The following is a 16,667-nucleotide window of genomic DNA, read 5'->3' on the forward strand; positions in this document are numbered from 1 at the left end:
GGATCAAAACAAAAGCAGAATAGAGCGTTTCTATGCGACCTGTTGTTGGATTTCTTCATATACTTTTTGAAAACGCTCGTCCCAACCCGCATAGGAGACTACTTGTTCGAATTGCTCTTGGGGCATGGGGATATACTTGCCTTCGCCGCTGCAAACCAGTTCGCCGTTTGGGCGTTCGATGCCGCCGCGCGCGACAATCATTCGTTTTTTGTCAGCAACCAGTTCGCCGTATACAAGCAGGGTCTCGCCCGCAATGGCGTGAGAACGATAACGCAGGGTCATTTCAGCGGTGTAGCACATGATGGGGCGCGAGAGAATGCACGACCAGCCCATACATTCATCGAGAATGGTCGCCAACACGCCGCCGTGGGTCACGTCGCGAAATCCGCAAAAATGATCGGCTGGCGTGAACTGCGTTTCGATGCGTCCGTTTTGAACGTAAAAGGTCACGTCGAATCCCGCTTTGTTTTCGCTGCCGCAGACAAAGCAGTCGGTATAACGCGGCAACTCGATGCGTTGGTTATTCATCCATCAGTCCTTAAACGTTGTTATGGCTATGTTCAATCGCAGCAAGCCGCATTATTCTAATGGAAAGACAAGCAAGATGAGACGCCCATGAACCAGCCAGACTGGAAGCCCGTCCCCGATGAAATCATTAAACGCGCGCGCCGCAATTGGTATGCGCTGTGTTTTCATCGCGCGGAAACGGCGAAGTCGCTGCACGATCCGCTTGCGCATCTCGACCAGTTTGAACTCTGCATGAGCGACGGCGCCATTCGCGGTGTTCGTTTTAAGAATGACTCAACGCACCATGTCTATCTTTCGCCGGAGAGCAGCGCCGCACTGCTCGAACAGCAGATCAACCAATTGCGCCAGTATTTTCAATCGGGCAAACGCATGATTGTCATCGCCGGGCTTTGTTGCGGTCGGTTGTTGGATGCGGTCAAGCAGTTGCTGGATGAATATACGTCTACGGCGGTTTGCCTGCTTGAACCCCGGCTTGAATCGTGGTGCGCGGCAATGTTGGATTTACAGGTTCCCGAAGCGCTGCCGCATCCACGTTTGTTTCTATTCAGCGGCGAAAACGCTTACGCTAAAGCGGTCGATTTTATTCGTAAGGAATATTTATTTCTGCTGCCGCATTCGGAATTCGCTTACATGCTGGGCGTAATGCCGACCGATGAACGCGCTCCTCACTATGTGCAATTCGCCAAAGATGCGGCGGCGGCGATTCAACGAAAGAACATTCAGTTTGAAGACGCGCTCAGCCAGTTTTTACAGCATACCCAAACCGCGTTGAGCAGTACGCCGCAATCCGTTTGGGCCTGCACCCATCGCGAATCGTATATTCATTTCCCGCTGTTGAAGGCGTTTTTGCGCGGCTTTCACCAGGCAGGGCTTAGCACGCGGCTGTCGGAATATGACAACCAGTTTTCAACCTCGTTTCGCATGATGGGCGAATTGCTGCGAGCCAAACCGGATTGTATTTTTTCCATCAACGCCTGGCCCGGCGCACTGCTCGAAGACTTCGGCCTGTCGCCCGATGCCGTGCAGCGCATGCGCATACCGCGCATTTGTTGGCTGGTGGATGACACCAAACTCTACGAAGACGCGCCGTCGCAATCGCCCTTTGGCGCCAACGACTGGACCATCGCCAGCGACCGCAGTTATCTGCCGTGGTTGGAACAATTGACCCGACAAGCGTTCTTCATGCCGCCCGCGACCATGTTTGAGAAAAAGGGCTCCATTCAAAAAGAATATGAAGCGCCGATTTCGTATGTGGGATCGCTGCCCAATATTTTGAATGAACTAAACCAGGCGTCATCCATTACGAAAGAAATACTGAAACAAGTTGAGGCGAACAAGCGCGAACAACCCTCGCAGCTGTTCGTGGATTTGCTCAACGAACTCTCGCCGCCGCATGAGTCGCGAAAACAAATCGAGACGCTCGCGCAACAGTTTACCGCGCAAACACGAAAAGGGTTTCAAACCACGCAGGCCCGCGTAGAGTATTTTTTATACACCGCCGCAACGTATTACAAACGCATGCGCATCGTAGAAGCGCTATTGCCGCTGGGCTTATGCGTGTATGGGCCGCAAACATGGCGCGATGCGCTGCCGCGACCGTTTCAACATCACTACCGGGGCTTTGTTGAGAACAAAGACCTCGCCAATGTGTATGCGTCATCGCGCTTGAGTTTGAATATCCATAGCCATCAGTGCCCGACGTGTTTGAATACCCGCGACTTTGACGTCCCTATGGCGGGCGGCGCGGCGCTCGGCGATTGGGTGGAAGACGTTGAGCGCGGCCTACTCGAACCCGGCAAGGAAACGCTTGCGTTTCATTCAACCGAAGAAGCCGTAACGCTCACCCGGCAATACCTTAAAAATTACGATGCACTGCAAGCGTTGCGCCGCGACGGACATAATCGAGTCATCGGCGAACATACGTATAAGCATCGCGCTCAAACAGTTCTTTCTAGAATCTCCCGATAGAAATTTAGTTTCACACAAACGCTTGGATACACTGAAACAAAACCGTGACATAAAAGGATAAACCATGTCTTACGTCGAATCAAAACCTGACCGTCAATACCCTTGGTTTGTTCGTTGGCTGCTCAAAAGCCAAATCAAAAAATACGGACAAACCCTTGAACCCGCCAAACTGTGGGGACGCTCGCCGTGGGTGTTTGTGGGCGTCGCCACCTTGTACGGCGCCCTCGACCGTAAGCGTTCGCCCATCGAACCGCCGCTTCGTGCATTGATTACCGTGCGGGTCTCGCAAATCAACTGGTGCACTTTCTGTGTCGATATCAACTCAGCGACCGTGCTCAAGCGAGGCGCATCAGAAGAACAATTGAATGATCTGGCGAAATTCCGTGAGAGCCCTCATTTTACGGACAAAGAAAAACTGGCGTTGGAATACGCCGAAGCCATGACCATCGGCAACCACCCGCCCGCGCCCGAGCTGATGGCGCGACTCAAGCAGACCTATAGCGATGATGAGGTTGTAGAACTGACGGGGTTGATTGCGTTTCAGAACCTATCGAGCCGCTTTAACGCCGCGCTCGACGTGCAGCCGCAGGGCTTTTGCAAAATCGCCCCGCAGCCGAAAGAAGATTAACAACCGTTAAACGCTACGGCAGAAGATGTGCGCATAGTTGGGCGTATTTGACCAGCGGGTCCCAGAAGAGACCGAAATAAAGCACTGGAACACTGAGGACAAACAGCAGAAGGACGTAACCGGGCTGCATGGTCATCGCCGGTTTTGAAGCCAAACTTTCTTCGAGGAACATCGCTTTGACGATGCGCATATAATAGTAAAGCGAGATGACGGTGTTCAACACGCCGACAATCGCCAGCCAGTACATTTTTTCTTCCAGCACCGCGATGAATAAATAATACTTGCCGACAAAGCCCGCCGTCGGCGGCAATCCGACCAGCGAAAACATCGCAATCGCCATCATCGTCGCCGCGACCGGGGCCGTACGCCACAAGCCGCGAAAATTGGTGATGCGCTCGCTGCCGGTCGACTCCGCAACAAACAGAATCACGGCGAACGCGGTCAGGTTGGTGAAGAGATACATCACCAGATAAAACAACACCGATTCCAACCCCATGGTTGTCATCAAACAGACGCCCATCAGCAGGTAACCCGCATGGGCAATGCCCGAATACGCCAACAGGCGTTTGAGGTTGGTTTGTGGAAACGCACCCAGATTGCCGACCGTCATAGTAATCGCCGAGAGCACGGCGAGATTGAGGCGCCAGTCGATATTGAGGCCCTCCGCCATCACCCAGCCGCCGTCAGTCGCTGTCATAAAGGTTGAGAAGAAGAAACGGGTGATGAGCGCAAACCCGGTCGCTTTCGATGCAACCGACAAGTAAGCCGTGACTGCCGTCGGCGCGCCTTCGTACACGTCCGGCGCCCAGAAGTGGAACGGGACCATCGCGATCTTATAACCGATGCCGACCAGGATCATCAGCATGATGAAGAAACCAGTCAGGTTTAATCCATCCGTTGAAGTCATCAGCGCGCGGTGCACGGCGTCAAAATCGGTCGCGCCAGTCAGGCCATATAGCAGGCTGATTCCAAACAACATCACGCCCGTCGAGACGCCGCCGTATAAGACGAACTTCAGCGCGGCTTCGTCCGACTTGCCGATGTTGCGCGAGAAGCCCGCGAGAACATACGAGCCTAAACTCATCAATTCAAGCGCGAGATAAATCATCAACAAATCGCGCGACGAGGCGACCAGGCACATGCCGATGCAAACCGCCAATAAGATCGCGTAGAATTCGCTCTTTTTCGATTGAGACACTTCGCGGCTCATAATCGCCATCGCGGTCACGGCGCCAGTGCACACAATAAAGAACGCTTTGAAGAACAGCGCAAACGTATCATGCGCCAACATGCCCATGAAGAGTTTGGTCGGTTCCAACGAATATAAGTGGAGGTGAAACAAAAACGCAAACACGCAGCCGGTCAGCGCAATCTTGGCGGGGAGGTTCGATTCAAACCGTTCCGCGCCGCAGATATCCGCAACCAACACAGCCATCACCGTGACGGTGAGAACCAGTTCGGGAAGAAAATACGCTAAACTTTCAACGTTGCCCATGAAGAAGTGTCCCTTTTCCTGATCCTTACGGCAATATCTCAAGCAGTTGGGCCACAGTCGGCTGGAAGAACTGCAAGATCAAATGCGGAAATACGCCCAATAATATGACGATAAACGCCAGCGGATACAGCATCACTTGCTCGCGCAAAGTGCAGTCGCGCATGTCGGCGTACTTTTCGTTTAATGGCCCTAAGAAGACGCGCTGGTAGGTCCACAACACATACGCGGCGGTAATCACGATGCCTGACAAGGCCAGTATGGTAATCCAGGTGAACACGGGAAACGCGCCCATGAAGACCAGCGCTTCGCTGATGAAGCCCGACAAACCAGGCAGCCCAAGCGAGGCGAAGAACGCCAGACAGGTAATGCCGGAAAAGACGGGCATGGTTTGCGCCAAGCCGCCGAAGCCGTCGATGTCGCGATGATGGGCGCGGTCATACACTACGCCAACCAGAAGAAAGAGCATCGCGGTGATGGTGCCGTGGTTGAACATTTGCAAGACGGCGCCGTTCATTCCTTCAGGGGTCATCGCCGCCATACCCAACATGACGTAACCCATGTGGCTGATGCTGGAATACGCGACCAGTTTCTTCAAGTCCGTCTGCGCCATGGCGCAAAGTGCGCCGTAGACGATATTAATCAAAGCAATAATCGCGATAAACAACGCGAACTGGCCCGCCATTTCGGGGAACAACGGGTACGCAATTCGCAGAATGCCGTAGATACCCATCTTCAAGAGAATGCCCGCCAGAATTACGCTGATTGCGGTCGGCGCTTCGACGTGTGCGTCGGGCAGCCAGGTATGGAACGGGAACGCGGGAATCTTGATGGCGAATGCGACATACATGCCAAGGAACAGCCACCATTGTACGCCCGCCAGATTGCCGAGTTCCGAGGCGGCGATTTGTTCGCGCAGTTGAACCAGGTCAAACGAGCCGCCAGTATAGATATAAATCACGATCATCGCCAGGAAGAGGAACACGCTTCCAAGCAATGTATAGAGGAAGAATTTAATCGCGGCGTATTCACGGCGCGGCCCGCCCCAGACGCCGATCAGGAAGTACATCGGCAGCAGCATGATTTCCCAGAAGACGTAAAAAAGGAAAAAATCGAGCGAACTAAAGACGCCCAACATTCCGGTTTCAAGCAACAGGAACAACGCAAAATAGCCTTTGGCGCGGTCGTTGATGCCCCAGGACGCGAGGATACAAATTGGACACAATAACACCGTCAGGAACAACATCGGCACGCTGAGGCCGTCGGCGCCGACGTAATAGAAGATGTTGAAACTCTCGATCCACGAGACGCGCTCAATAAATTGCAACCCGCCGGACGGATCGTACGTCCGCAGCATCTGGATGCCCAATAGCAAAGGCGGCAGCGTACTGACCAACGCCAGTTGCTTGATAAAGTTTTTGGCCCGTCCGGGCGTAATCAAAATAACCGCCATTCCGATTAGTGGAAAGAAGGTCATCCAGGTCAAAAGATGCGTTTGGTTCTCCATTGCGCTGCGACTCCCTGCTTAGAACGCGTACTGTAAGTATTGATGTATGATCAAAATCACCGCAACTGCCATAGCAATTTTGAGTATATAACTTTGGATCACGCCATTTTGTACTAACGTGCTGACCGAGCCGACCGCCTGCACCACCACGGCGCCCAGATTCAAAGCGCCGTCCACGACATAGCGGTCAAATCCACCCGAAACATTCGCCGAACCGCGCAGGATCGGCGCCGTCGCATTGACGATGCCGTCGACCACCACGCGGTCAAATGAAGCGAGAACTTTTCGGAACCACATAACAAATCCGATGATCGTCGCCCAGTAAAATTCGTCGACGTAATATTTGTTCAACGACAATTGATACAGCGGACGGAAGGTCAAAGCGATGCGGTCCGCCGGTATCCATTTTTTGAAATAAATAACGTACGAAATAAAAATGCCGGTTGCGGCGACCAAGACTGACATCGCCATCGCGCCGTAATGCACCCATAAATTGTGGGCGTGATGCGCTTCGCCGTGACCGTCGTGCACAATCTGCATCGGGACGACGAGATGGTCAAACCACAACGACCCGTAAGCGCCAAAGCCGCCAATGATCGACATCGCCGCCAGCACCATCAGCGGGACCGTCATCGACATGGGCGACTCATGCGCATGGTCAAATGATTTCTGGTTGCGGGTTTCGCCGAAGAAGGTCATAAACATCAGGCGGAACATATAAAAAGCGGTAATGCCCGCGCCGATCAGCAGACCGATAAAAATCGTAAAGTGTTGGGGTTGGTCAACGCCGAATTGCAACGCGCCCGCCATGATGGCGTCTTTACTGCCAAAGCCGGAGAATAACGGAACGCCCGCAATCGCCAGGGTGCCGATCATCATTGTCCAAAAGGTAATCGGCATCTTGCTGCGCAGCCCGCCCATTTCACGCATGTCTTGTGTGTGCGCGGCGTGAATCACGCTGCCGCTGCATAAGAAGAGCAGCGCTTTAAAGAACGCATGGGTCATCAGGTGATACAATCCAGCCGTGTATGCGCCGACGCCCAGCGCCGCCACCATGTAGCCCAGTTGGCTGATAGTGGAATAGGCGAGTACGCGCTTGATATCGTTTTGGGTAATCGCAATCGTCGCGGCGAAGAAGGCGGTAATCAGCCCGGTGTACGCAATAAACAACATGGCCTCATCCGACAGCGAAAACATGGGGAACAAGCGCCCGACCATATAAACGCCTGCCGCAACCATGGTCGCAGCGTGAATCAGCGCGCTGACCGGGGTGGGGCCTTCCATCGCGTCGGGCAGCCAGATATGCAGCGGGAACTGCGCCGACTTGCCCACCGCGCCGCCGAATAAACAGATCGACGCGATCATCAACATTGTGCCGGAGAGTTCGCCGTGCGCGACGGCTTCAAACACTTCGCGGTAATTAAACGCGCCGATGGTCATGGCGATAATCAAGATGCCCGCGAACATAAAGACGTCGCCGACGCGGGTGGTCAAAAACGCTTTGATACACGCGTTGGCGGCGGAATGTTTTTGGTAGTAATAGCCGATGAGCAAGTAAGACGAGACGCCCACCAGTTCCCAGGCGATGTACAACACAAACAAATTGTCGCACAACACCAATAAATACATCGAGAACGTGAAGAGACTGAGATAGCCGTAAAAACGGTGATAGAGCGGGTCGTTGTGCATGTAGCCAATGGAATAAAAGTGCACCAGCGTACTAACGAGACCGACCACGATCAACATAACGCAAGTTAAGTTATCAATATGGAAACCAAAGGTGAAATCAAGGCTGCCGCCGCTAAACCAGTGATACGAACTGACCGTCGCGGGGAAGATGTAGTCCGGGTTGTATTCCAACACAATCACGCGGAAAAACATCAACAGGCCAAACAATAGCGTCGCGCTTACAGCGGTGATGGATACCCAGTCGCCTTTGCGCGGTAGGCTGGGGCCAAACGCCATTTGGATAGCAAACGCCCCCAGCGGGAGCGCTAAAATGAGCCAAGAGAGAATTTCGATCAATGCCATTGGCGGTCCTCAGTGTTTCATGTTGCTGATTTCATCAAGATGTACGGTCGAAAATTGCTGGTAGATCGCCAAAACAATCGCCAGCGCGATCACCGCTTCTGCAGCGGCGAGAATGATTACGAAAATGGCAAAAATATGTCCATCCAACGCGGCGTTGGGCATGAAACGGTTAAACGCGACGAAATTCAAATTGGCGGAATTCAAAACCAGTTCGACGCCCATCAACACCCGGATTCCGTTGCGCTGGGTCGTGATGATAAACACGCCCAACAAAAACAAGGTGATGGAAACCACCAGATAATGTTCGATGCCGATTGCCATTGCGTTTTGCTCCCAAACCTTCGGCCCGGCTTACGCCGCCGGGGTGTCTGCGTCGTCTTCTTTTTGTTCGCCGCGCGCAATCACCACCGCGCCGATCAACGCGACCAGCAGCAACAACGATGCGACTTCAAAGGGAAGCATATAGCGCCCTAAAAGAAGATTGGCGATTTCACTAATAGTTGATTCAGCGGGTTGTAAGTCTGTCACTTGCGCCACAGGCCAAGCGGTTTTGAACACGACGGGCAAGATCATCACAAACAAGACGATCATCAAAACAATCGCCGTCTTGAAATTCAGCGTTTGCTTGACCGTCCCTGCGCTTTGATGTCCGGTGAACATGACTCCGAACAGCAGCAGAACCAGAATGCCGCCGACATAAATGACGACTTGCGCAAGGCCGACAAAGTCGGCGCCTAGATAGAGATATAAACACGCCAACCCGAAAAACGTGAATAACAGCGAAAACGCCGCATGAACGAGGTTCGAAGTGAAAGCAGTAAAGACGGCGGAGCCGACAACAGCGCCCGCGAACACATAGAAGAGTAAACTAGGCAGCAGTGCGTCCACTTTTCGGATCATCCTCCTCGTACGGATTTTTGCCGGGGCGGGGGTCCACTTCGACAAATGGCGGAACCGGGTCTTTGACAAAATCGCGCACCATTTTGGCGCGGTCGGTAAAGATTGTTTCGTAATCGTGCGACATGATCAAACTGGCGTCAGGGCAGACCTCAACGCACAACTCGCACCAGCAGCATTTTTGATAATCGAGTACCCAGCCGACCACTTTGCGCTCTTTGCCCTTGCCTTCGCATTTCACTTCGATGCAATCGACCGGGCAGATGCGCGCGCACTTGGTGCACCCGCCGCATAGCGACATATCGTTGACCAACATGCCGCGAAAACGCAACGGCACCACGCGCTTTTGATAGGGATACATCAGCGTGACGGAGTCGCGAAACAGAAACTCACGGCCTGTCACCCACATCCCTTTCAGGGTGGTAGTGACGCCGGCCCATACTTCCGTTAAAACATTCATCAATCGTCTCCTGCGGTCTTAGGAACTGGTGTAATAGATCCAGAATGCGACCCCAAGGATGTTTAACAATCCCAATGGGATTAGAAATTTCCAGCATAACGACATCAGTTGGTCAATGCGAAAACGCGGCAGCGTCCAGCGCAGCCAGATGCCGACAAACATCAGCGCGCAAATCTTGGCGAAGTACATAAACGCTGATTCGACGCCGAACGGGCCGTGCCATCCGCCTAAGAACAACAACGACGCAACAGCGGCGACCAGAAACATCTCGGCGTATTCCGCCAGAAAGAAAAACGCAAAGCGGATGCCGCTATATTCAACGTGGAAGCCCGCGACCAGTTCCGATTCGGATTCAGGCAAATCGAACGGTATGCGGTTGGTTTCCGCGAGACCCGAAATATAGTAACTAAAGAATGAAAGAAAGCAGAAAGGGTTCCAAAGCGCCCAATTGCCCATGTTCCAAAAGCCGCCCGCTTGACTGTCAGCCAGGGCGGTCAGGTTTAAACTTCCTGCGAGAATCACCGGCGGCAACAGATGCAGCGCGGCGGGAATTTCATAACTCAAAAATTGCGCGGCGGTTCGCATGGCTCCGTAGAGCGACCATTTGTTGTGAGAACCCCAGCCCGCCATGATGATGCCCAGCGCCACCAGCGACGAGGTCGCCATGAGATAGACGATGCCGATGTTTAAATCGACCGGCGCCCATCCGCTGCAAAGCGGCAGTATCGCCCAACCGAGAAACGCGCCGCCGAACACTAATACGGGCGCTGTAACAAACAGCCATTTGTCCGCCATCGCGGGGATCAGGTCTTCTTTCAGCAACAACTTGATCGCGTCAGCGAAGGTCTGCAACACGCCGTGCCAGCCGACGTGCATCGGCCCGACGCGCGCCTGCATATCCGCAGAAATTTTCCGTTCCGCGTAGACGGCGACCATCGCAACAACCGACACCATGCCCATCGTCAAGCCAGCGGCGGTCAATGCGGCCATGGTCCAAATGATTGAGACCGGGCCTTCGATTCCAAAATACGCAAAGAGAGAGGCCATCGCTTCCATTAGCGGTCCACCTCGCCCATGACTAAGTCGAAACTACCCAATGTTGATACAAGATCAGCAATCAGCATATCTTTCGTCAGCGTCTCCAGAACGCACAAATTACAGAACGACGGCCCGCGCACTTTCATGCGGTAGGGCTGTTTTGACCCATCGCTGATGAGATAAAACGCCACTTCGCCGCGCGGACAATCCTGGCGGACGTAAACTTCCGCTTTGGGAGGACGCAACACCGCAGGCACCTTGGTGCGGAACTCGCCTTCGGGCATTCCGTCGATCACTTGCTCGAGAATGCGAATGCTTTCATACATTTCCTGCATGCGGACCCAATAGCGGTCCCAGTTGTCGCCGACCTGGCCTTTGATACCCGTCCCGATGGGAACGTCAAATTCTAATTTAGGATAAATCGAATACGGCTCGTCGCGGCGTAGGTCCCAATCGACGCCGGATGCGCGCAGCATCGGGCCGGTCAGCCCGTGCGCAATCGCTTCATCGGCGCTGATAACGGCGAGGTCAGCCGTGCGTCGTACGAATATATGATTGTATGTTAAGAGTTCATTGAGGCTATCGAGTTTGGGGCGCAGTTGCTTGATATACGTCTTGGTCATTTCCATCGCGCGCGGCGTCATGTCATTGGCGACACCGCCGATGCGAATATAACCAAAACACAAGCGCCCGCCAGAGAGTTCTTCAAGAATATCCAGCGCCATCTCGCGCTCGCGGAAGCAATGCAGCAATGGCGTCCAGGCGCCGAGGTCTAATCCATAGGTAGCAATTGCGACCAAGTGGCTGGCGATACGGTTGAGTTCGGCAACAAAAACGCGGATATATTCTGCGCGGTCGGGCGATTCGATTTCGACCAGTTTTTCGACCGCCGCCGCCCATACCCAGTTGGTGTTCATCGCCGCCAGATAGTCCATGCGGTCGGCATAGGGCAGATATTGATCGTAAGGGATCGACTCGCCGATCTTCTCTTTGCAGCGGTGCAAAAAGCCGATGCGGGGAATGGCGCGATTGACAATCTCGCCGTCCGTATGCAGTTCGACTTGCAGCACGCCGTGCGTACTCGGGTGTTGCGGCCCCATGTATATGACCATGGGCTCGCCTTGCAGAGGTTTCGGTTGTGCGGGCGTCATTGGCATCGTTGCGCGTCTCGTTTAAAGCCCAATTTCTTTAAGGCGTTCGTGTGTGGGCATCACATAGTCTTTGCGGAGGGGGTGCCCTTCCCACTCTTCCGGTAACAAAATTCTCGTTAAATCGGGGTGGCCTTCATACACAATCCCCATCAAATCATACGATTCGCGTTCATGCCAATCGGCGGAAGGCCAAACCGACGTAACCGAGGGGACAATAGGATTTTCTTTTGAGGTACGGACTTTGAGAATGGCGCGCTGTTTGAGCGAAATCGAGAACAGATGGTAAACGCTCTCAAAATACTCAGGCCATTCAACGCCGCTGATGCAATGCAGCATCTTGAACTGACAGCGCTCATCGTCTTTCAAAAAGCGGCAGACTTCGACGAGCGAATCAGATTTCAGAACGATATACGGATCGCGAAAGCCTTTTTTTTCATCGCCGGTAACGACGTGTTCGATGACGGCGTCTTTGCCGAAGGTTTCGCGTAGCAGATTGAAGAGTTCGAGATGTTCCATGGCGCTTATTCGAGATGTTCCCTTAGAGTTCCGGCTAATTAGGCGGCGTCAACCGCTTTCTGTTTTCGCAAAACGCGGTCTTGACGAATCTTGTCTTGTAATTCAATCAATCCCGCCATCAGAGTTTCAGGACGCGGAGGGCATCCGGGAACATAAACATCAACGGGAATATATAAATCAACGCCTTTAACGACGTGATATCCGTGTTCGTGATAAGGGCCGCCGCCGATGGCGCAACTGCCCATCGCAATGACGTAGCGCGGCTCCGGCATCTGGTCATAAAGCAATTTAATTCGCTTCGCCATTTTATAAGTGACGGTTCCCGCGACGATCATCAGGTCAGACTGGCGGGGAGACGCACGAAAGACGCCAGCGCCGAAGCGGTCTAAATCAAACCGGCAGGCAGCGGTGTGCATCATCTCAATCGCGCAACAGGCGAGACCAAACGTCATTGGCCAGATAGAAGAAAGGCGAGCCCAATTGAATAGAGAGTCAGCCGAAGTGACGATGACTCCTTCTTCAAATTTTCCTTCGAGCATACCCACAGTGGGAAACTCCTTCGTTGTTGAATCAAAGTTGCCTAAATAGCTAACAAGAAAAGTATAACAATCTTGCCTGAATGTGCGAAGGTGAAAACACCAAATTTATTTCACAGAGTTCGAAGGACTGCCTTTTTTGTAGAGGAACCAACCAATGCCGCCGATCGCAACCAACACAATCAGCAAATCTATCAGGGATGATAAAACAGCGCCTAAGCTCAACCCATCAATCGTATTCATATTTTCTATACCCTCGGTCGTTCTTCTGGAGTTATTTGTCGTGAATCGGTTAAACCCGCTCCGAAACGGTGCGGCTGGTTAAAACCCATTCAAGATGGCCTTTGACCCAACAATAGGCGAGGCCGATCCCCAGAATAAACAGAAATACAAACATTTCCCAAAACGCCAGCGCTCCCATTGAGGCTAGCAGATTGCGGTATTCAACCGCCCAGGGAATCAAGAAAAGCACTTCAACGTCAAAAACGATAAATAAGAGCGCGATGATGTAAAACCGGATATTAAACCGGATCCACGGCGACCCGACGGGGCGCTCGCCGCACTCATAATTTAATTGTTTGTCTGGATAGGGGTTCCGTGGAGCGATCACCTTTGCAATAAAGACGCCCGCAAAAACGGAAAACACCGCGAAGAGAATAAAGACAAAGGCGCCCAACAAATGGGCTGCCATCGGCAACTGAGAAGCGTTATCCACGAAAGACTGACCTCATATTGATGTTAAAACGCTTACCTTTTCTACAAGGAAGAGCGATTCAAGCCGATTACTTTTCTCGATCCAAGCAGAGATAAAGCAACCACGACAAAACGGCTCTCACATAAAAATGGGCGACCACGTCGCCGTTGTTGTACCGAGTTAAAGTTGTAGCATCCGGCGCCCAAAAGCGCAAGAGCAAAATTAACCCTTTTCACCACTTTGTTTATAACCAACTCATTATATTAATGTTAAAAAACATATATTTACGACGCAACAAAATAACACCACCTATAATTTATTCAAGATTCTATGGGCAAAGCAAAAAAATCACCGCTCGGAATGCCTCTATTTTTTGGAACACCAATGCCAAATCTGGATTTCGATTTCGATAAGGAATTAATCTCTCCGATAAATTTTGTTATCCGTAACCAAAAAGACGCTCTGTTGACATGAACGCAAGTCTATCGAAGATAATAAATCATTGAACCGGGCAAGAATTTTTGTACGGTTGGGTTGCTTGAGAGCAATTACAACAACGGCCGCAGTTCGTTTATCGTAGAGAAATGGAATCGTATGATAAAAGTCTTTGTCTGTTGTTACAAATATCGCACGATGATTCTGCGCATCTTCAAAGAGTAACGAATCTATCATTCCTTGTGGATGACGCATCAATGCACATAGAACTTCATGGCCTTGTTTTTCGAGATAGTTTTTTGCAGCAAATGGAAAATTCTCATCCAGAAAAAAACGCATCAGGCTGATGGAGATTGTGCAGATTGCACTTCATGGAAGTTCGTCAAGTCGCTGGCAAACGATAGAGCGGCAGTAATGTCTTCTTTTTTGAGTGAGGGATAATCTTCCAACAATTCCTCTTGGCTAGCTCCGCTGGCAAGGGCGTCTAACAATTGCGACACAATGATCCGGGTGCCTGCGATGACTGGCTTTCCATGACACACATTAGGATCAATTGATATATTTGGATGCTGAACCAAGTTCATAATTACAAACACCTTATGTCGTTATGAGGAAATTATACCACAAAAAGAGTTGAAATCCTTAATTGATTCTGCTGCACAATGGCTGACCGCGTCGCGGCCTTGCCCTTACTTTTTGAATTGTATTTTTGGGGAGGGCGAGGCTCCCGCCGAGCCGAGTTGAAATGAAATGTTTTCACGTTCTCGCGGCTCACCAGGAGGTTCGCCCTCCCCAAGTTGCAGTATTATCATCCTGGGTATCCAGATTCAGACGATTTCATCCTCAAGGGCTGCCCGCTACGCGGCCTTGGCTCGCCACCCAGCCAGCCAAGCAAAATTCCTATTGAATATTTACATGCCTTGCATTATAATGATTTAAAAAGGAGAAAATGCAATGTCATTAATAGATGAATCAGAAATGGAAGATTTTCATAATGAAATAGTACGAGCAGGTTATCAAGTGAATGACTTTGACTTAATCCCTAATGACAAGACAATTTATTCAGGTGACTTCTATACCCCAACTGGAACAGTAAAAATCATTAGAAAAAGTACGGAAATTGATAAAGTTTATCCAGCAGGCAATGCAACATCATGGGCAGCCGACTTTGCAGAAGATTTAAAAAATAAATTCTATGATTAATACACCAATAACTGTGATCAAGTAGCATGTCAAATAATCCTAAAAAACACCACTATATACCAAAATTTATTTTAGATAACTTTACAGATAAAAACGGCTATATACATTTCTCAAAAACCGGTATTTCAAAGTCTGTAGAAAAATCAAAACCACAAAATTTTTTTATACAAAATCATCTTTACTCATCTATTAACGAATCTAACGAAAAAGACACATCATTTGAAATAGAGTTATCAAAGATAGAAAGCGAAGTTAGTCCAGTCATAAGAAAGATCATTACATCTACTAGGAAAAAAAATCTGCCAAATCTTTATGAAGATGAAAAGAATAAATGGGATTATTTTTTCTACTATCAAATTAAGCGAGTACCTGAATTTTATTCTAAAATTGTTGACAATTTTGAAAAATATCTTGATTATGCTATCGATACATTTGAACAAACAGAACGACCTCTTGAAGAGTATGAAAAAGAATTAATACAGGATGAGGAGGTAAAAAAAAGATTAAAGAAAAATTCAACTATAGTTGCGCTCGGCCGCAATGAAAAAAAAGTGCTTGATATTCTCAATAAAAGGGGATTAGCAATACTTTACATTCAGAAACAAAATCAGAGTTTTATAATGGGAAGTAATCCAGCAATTAGAATACCGAATCATGGAAAAACTCGCTTAGATGATGATGGAGTTGAGTTATGGCTTCCGATATCATTTGATATAGCAATAAGCCCATCTTTTACCAATCCACCTGAAATACTACAGATTGCTGAAATGGAGGAAATACGACACATAAATGAATTATCTTTTAAACAAAGTTCAATCATCGCTGGGAAATCACCAAAATTAATTCAATCATTAGTGAATTATTTTAAAAACCAAGAAAAGAAAATATCTAATCATAAATAATTTCCCCTTAAATAGCAAACCGCCCTTTTCGGATGAAAAGGGCGGTTTATTAATTCCGGCGATGTTCTACTCTCCCACCGCGTGTCCGCGGCAGTACCATCGACGCTGAGGAGCTTAACTTCCGAGTTCGGGAAGGGATCGGGTGTGACCTCCTCGCTATTGTCACCGGAAACCTTAATTTGAGTTAATGGTTTCCAATTCGGTTTGAAATTGTGCGCAATATTTGTGTGTATGTCAAGTGTATCGAGTTTCAAACTGCACGGCAGATGAAACCGTTAAGCCTCACGGGCAATTAGTACTGCTCGGCTTCACGCATTGCTACGCTTCCACCTGCAGCCTATCAACCTGGTAGTCTTCCAGGGCCCTTTAGGGGATTGCTCCCAGGGAGATCTTATCTTGAGAAGGGCTTCCCGCTTAGATGCATTCAGCGGTTATCCCGTCCGAGGATAGCTACCCTGCAATGCCGCTGGCGCGACAACAGGTACACCATTGCCTCGTCCGACCCGGTCCTCTCGTACTAAGGTCAGACTCTCTCAAATCTCCTGCGCCCACGACAGATAGAGACCGAACTGTCTCACGACGTTCTGAACCCAGCTCGCGTACCGCTTTAATTGGCGAACAGCCAAACCCTTGGGACCTTCTCCAGCCCCAGGATGCGATGAGCCGACATCGAGGTGCCAA

18 protein-coding genes and 2 rRNA genes are annotated in these 16,667 nt (G+C 50.5%); 4 read left to right on the forward strand and 16 right to left on the reverse strand.

The features are described from left to right. Window positions 1-30: 30 nt before the first annotated feature. A complete protein-coding gene (locus P9L94_17430; GenBank protein ID MDP8245869.1) occupies window positions 31-528 on the reverse strand; it encodes a PaaI family thioesterase in 498 nt (165 codons plus the stop codon). Between the two features lie 87 nt (window positions 529-615). Between P9L94_17430 and P9L94_17435 the strand changes: the two genes are divergently transcribed. Both P9L94_17435 and P9L94_17440 read left to right on the forward strand, forming a co-directional pair. Further along, complete coding sequence (locus P9L94_17435) at window positions 616-2,496, forward strand: glycosyltransferase (protein MDP8245870.1); 1,881 nt, start codon at window positions 616-618, stop codon at window positions 2,494-2,496. A gap of 64 nt (window positions 2,497-2,560) precedes the next feature. After that, window positions 2,561-3,124, forward strand: a complete 564-nt coding sequence (locus P9L94_17440; protein MDP8245871.1) for a carboxymuconolactone decarboxylase family protein — start codon at window positions 2,561-2,563, stop codon at window positions 3,122-3,124. 13 nt (window positions 3,125-3,137) lie between these two features. Here the strand turns inward: P9L94_17440 and P9L94_17445 are convergent, their stop codons facing one another. The 13 genes from P9L94_17445 to P9L94_17505 form a co-directional block, all read right to left on the reverse strand. After that, complete coding sequence (locus P9L94_17445) at window positions 3,138-4,619, reverse strand: NADH-quinone oxidoreductase subunit N (protein MDP8245872.1); 1,482 nt, start codon at window positions 4,617-4,619, stop codon at window positions 3,138-3,140. Between the two features lie 25 nt (window positions 4,620-4,644). Then, window positions 4,645-6,123: an NADH-quinone oxidoreductase subunit M gene (locus P9L94_17450; GenBank protein ID MDP8245873.1), complete on the reverse strand. Its 1,479-nt coding sequence runs from the start codon at window positions 6,121-6,123 to the stop codon at window positions 4,645-4,647. An 18-nt stretch (window positions 6,124-6,141) separates the two neighbouring features. Next, the gene (nuoL, locus tag P9L94_17455; GenBank protein ID MDP8245874.1) at window positions 6,142-8,154 is read right to left on the reverse strand and encodes an NADH-quinone oxidoreductase subunit L; all 2,013 of its coding nucleotides are present in this window, start codon (window positions 8,152-8,154) and stop codon (window positions 6,142-6,144) included. A 9-nt stretch (window positions 8,155-8,163) separates the two neighbouring features. Then, window positions 8,164-8,475: an NADH-quinone oxidoreductase subunit NuoK gene (nuoK, locus tag P9L94_17460; GenBank protein MDP8245875.1), complete on the reverse strand. Its 312-nt coding sequence runs from the start codon at window positions 8,473-8,475 to the stop codon at window positions 8,164-8,166. 30 nt (window positions 8,476-8,505) lie between these two features. Beyond that, on the reverse strand, window positions 8,506-9,054 hold the full coding sequence (locus P9L94_17465) for an NADH-quinone oxidoreductase subunit J (GenBank protein MDP8245876.1): 549 nt from the start codon (window positions 9,052-9,054) through the stop codon (window positions 8,506-8,508). After that, complete coding sequence (locus tag P9L94_17470; GenBank protein ID MDP8245877.1) at window positions 9,023-9,511, reverse strand: hypothetical protein; 489 nt, start codon at window positions 9,509-9,511, stop codon at window positions 9,023-9,025. Before P9L94_17470 ends, P9L94_17465 begins: the two co-directional genes overlap by 32 nt. A gap of 18 nt (window positions 9,512-9,529) precedes the next feature. Further along, window positions 9,530-10,567, reverse strand: a complete 1,038-nt coding sequence (gene nuoH, locus P9L94_17475) for an NADH-quinone oxidoreductase subunit NuoH (GenBank protein MDP8245878.1) — start codon at window positions 10,565-10,567, stop codon at window positions 9,530-9,532. Continuing rightward, window positions 10,567-11,706 carry an NADPH-quinone oxidoreductase gene (locus P9L94_17480; GenBank protein ID MDP8245879.1) on the reverse strand — a complete coding sequence of 380 codons (1,140 nt, stop codon included), beginning with the start codon at window positions 11,704-11,706 and terminating at the stop codon, window positions 10,567-10,569. Before P9L94_17480 ends, nuoH begins: the two co-directional genes overlap by 1 nt. A gap of 15 nt (window positions 11,707-11,721) precedes the next feature. Further along, window positions 11,722-12,216 carry an NADH-quinone oxidoreductase subunit C gene (locus tag P9L94_17485; protein ID MDP8245880.1) on the reverse strand — a complete coding sequence of 165 codons (495 nt, stop codon included), beginning with the start codon at window positions 12,214-12,216 and terminating at the stop codon, window positions 11,722-11,724. 38 nt (window positions 12,217-12,254) lie between these two features. Then, window positions 12,255-12,755 carry an NADH-quinone oxidoreductase subunit B family protein gene (locus tag P9L94_17490; GenBank protein MDP8245881.1) on the reverse strand — a complete coding sequence of 167 codons (501 nt, stop codon included), beginning with the start codon at window positions 12,753-12,755 and terminating at the stop codon, window positions 12,255-12,257. Window positions 12,756-12,860: 105 nt separating this feature from the next. Next, the gene (locus tag P9L94_17495) at window positions 12,861-12,995 is read right to left on the reverse strand and encodes a hypothetical protein (GenBank protein ID MDP8245882.1); all 135 of its coding nucleotides are present in this window, start codon (window positions 12,993-12,995) and stop codon (window positions 12,861-12,863) included. Window positions 12,996-13,044: 49 nt separating this feature from the next. Continuing rightward, on the reverse strand, window positions 13,045-13,467 hold the full coding sequence (locus P9L94_17500; GenBank protein MDP8245883.1) for an NADH-quinone oxidoreductase subunit A: 423 nt from the start codon (window positions 13,465-13,467) through the stop codon (window positions 13,045-13,047). A 752-nt stretch (window positions 13,468-14,219) separates the two neighbouring features. Next, window positions 14,220-14,465 (reverse strand): DUF433 domain-containing protein, encoded by a 246-nt coding sequence (locus P9L94_17505; protein MDP8245884.1) that lies wholly within the window; start codon window positions 14,463-14,465, stop codon window positions 14,220-14,222. Window positions 14,466-14,835: 370 nt separating this feature from the next. Between P9L94_17505 and P9L94_17510 the strand changes: the two genes are divergently transcribed. Together P9L94_17510 and P9L94_17515 are read left to right on the forward strand one after the other, a co-directional pair. Further along, window positions 14,836-15,084 carry a hypothetical protein gene (locus P9L94_17510; protein ID MDP8245885.1) on the forward strand — a complete coding sequence of 83 codons (249 nt, stop codon included), beginning with the start codon at window positions 14,836-14,838 and terminating at the stop codon, window positions 15,082-15,084. A gap of 26 nt (window positions 15,085-15,110) precedes the next feature. Beyond that, window positions 15,111-15,986, forward strand: coding sequence for a DUF4238 domain-containing protein (locus tag P9L94_17515; protein MDP8245886.1), 876 nt, complete (start codon window positions 15,111-15,113; stop codon window positions 15,984-15,986). 53 nt (window positions 15,987-16,039) lie between these two features. Here the strand turns inward: P9L94_17515 and rrf are convergent. Then, window positions 16,040-16,156: ribosomal RNA gene (gene rrf, locus P9L94_17520) — 5S ribosomal RNA — on the reverse strand. Between the two features lie 101 nt (window positions 16,157-16,257). Further along, a 23S ribosomal RNA gene (locus P9L94_17525) occupies window positions 16,258-16,667 on the reverse strand; the annotation flags it as partial.

The organism is Candidatus Hinthialibacter antarcticus (assembly GCA_030765645.1).
In the GTDB taxonomy this organism is placed as follows: Bacteria; Hinthialibacterota; Hinthialibacteria; order Hinthialibacterales; family Hinthialibacteraceae; genus Hinthialibacter; species Hinthialibacter antarcticus.

Excerpts from the sequence above, each read along its gene's own strand:
- P9L94_17430 (MDP8245869.1), bottom strand. The coding sequence starts at position 528 with ATGAATAACCAACGCATCGAGTTGCCGCGTTATACCGACTGCTTTGTC.
- P9L94_17435 (MDP8245870.1), top strand. The coding sequence starts at position 616 with ATGAACCAGCCAGACTGGAAGCCCGTCCCCGATGAAATCATTAAACGC.
- P9L94_17440 (MDP8245871.1), top strand. The coding sequence starts at position 2,561 with ATGTCTTACGTCGAATCAAAACCTGACCGTCAATACCCTTGGTTTGTT.
- P9L94_17445 (MDP8245872.1), bottom strand. The coding sequence starts at position 4,619 with ATGGGCAACGTTGAAAGTTTAGCGTATTTTCTTCCCGAACTGGTTCTC.
- P9L94_17450 (MDP8245873.1), bottom strand. The coding sequence starts at position 6,123 with ATGGAGAACCAAACGCATCTTTTGACCTGGATGACCTTCTTTCCACTA.
- nuoL (MDP8245874.1), bottom strand. The coding sequence starts at position 8,154 with ATGGCATTGATCGAAATTCTCTCTTGGCTCATTTTAGCGCTCCCGCTG.
- nuoK (MDP8245875.1), bottom strand. The coding sequence starts at position 8,475 with ATGGCAATCGGCATCGAACATTATCTGGTGGTTTCCATCACCTTGTTT.
- P9L94_17465 (MDP8245876.1), bottom strand. The coding sequence starts at position 9,054 with ATGATCCGAAAAGTGGACGCACTGCTGCCTAGTTTACTCTTCTATGTG.
- P9L94_17470 (MDP8245877.1), bottom strand. The coding sequence starts at position 9,511 with ATGAATGTTTTAACGGAAGTATGGGCCGGCGTCACTACCACCCTGAAA.
- nuoH (MDP8245878.1), bottom strand. The coding sequence starts at position 10,567 with ATGGAAGCGATGGCCTCTCTCTTTGCGTATTTTGGAATCGAAGGCCCG.
- P9L94_17480 (MDP8245879.1), bottom strand. The coding sequence starts at position 11,706 with ATGCCAATGACGCCCGCACAACCGAAACCTCTGCAAGGCGAGCCCATG.
- P9L94_17485 (MDP8245880.1), bottom strand. The coding sequence starts at position 12,216 with ATGGAACATCTCGAACTCTTCAATCTGCTACGCGAAACCTTCGGCAAA.
- P9L94_17490 (MDP8245881.1), bottom strand. The coding sequence starts at position 12,755 with ATGCTCGAAGGAAAATTTGAAGAAGGAGTCATCGTCACTTCGGCTGAC.
- P9L94_17495 (MDP8245882.1), bottom strand. The coding sequence starts at position 12,995 with ATGAATACGATTGATGGGTTGAGCTTAGGCGCTGTTTTATCATCCCTG.
- P9L94_17505 (MDP8245884.1), bottom strand. The coding sequence starts at position 14,465 with ATGAACTTGGTTCAGCATCCAAATATATCAATTGATCCTAATGTGTGT.
- P9L94_17510 (MDP8245885.1), top strand. The coding sequence starts at position 14,836 with ATGTCATTAATAGATGAATCAGAAATGGAAGATTTTCATAATGAAATA.
- P9L94_17515 (MDP8245886.1), top strand. The coding sequence starts at position 15,111 with ATGTCAAATAATCCTAAAAAACACCACTATATACCAAAATTTATTTTA.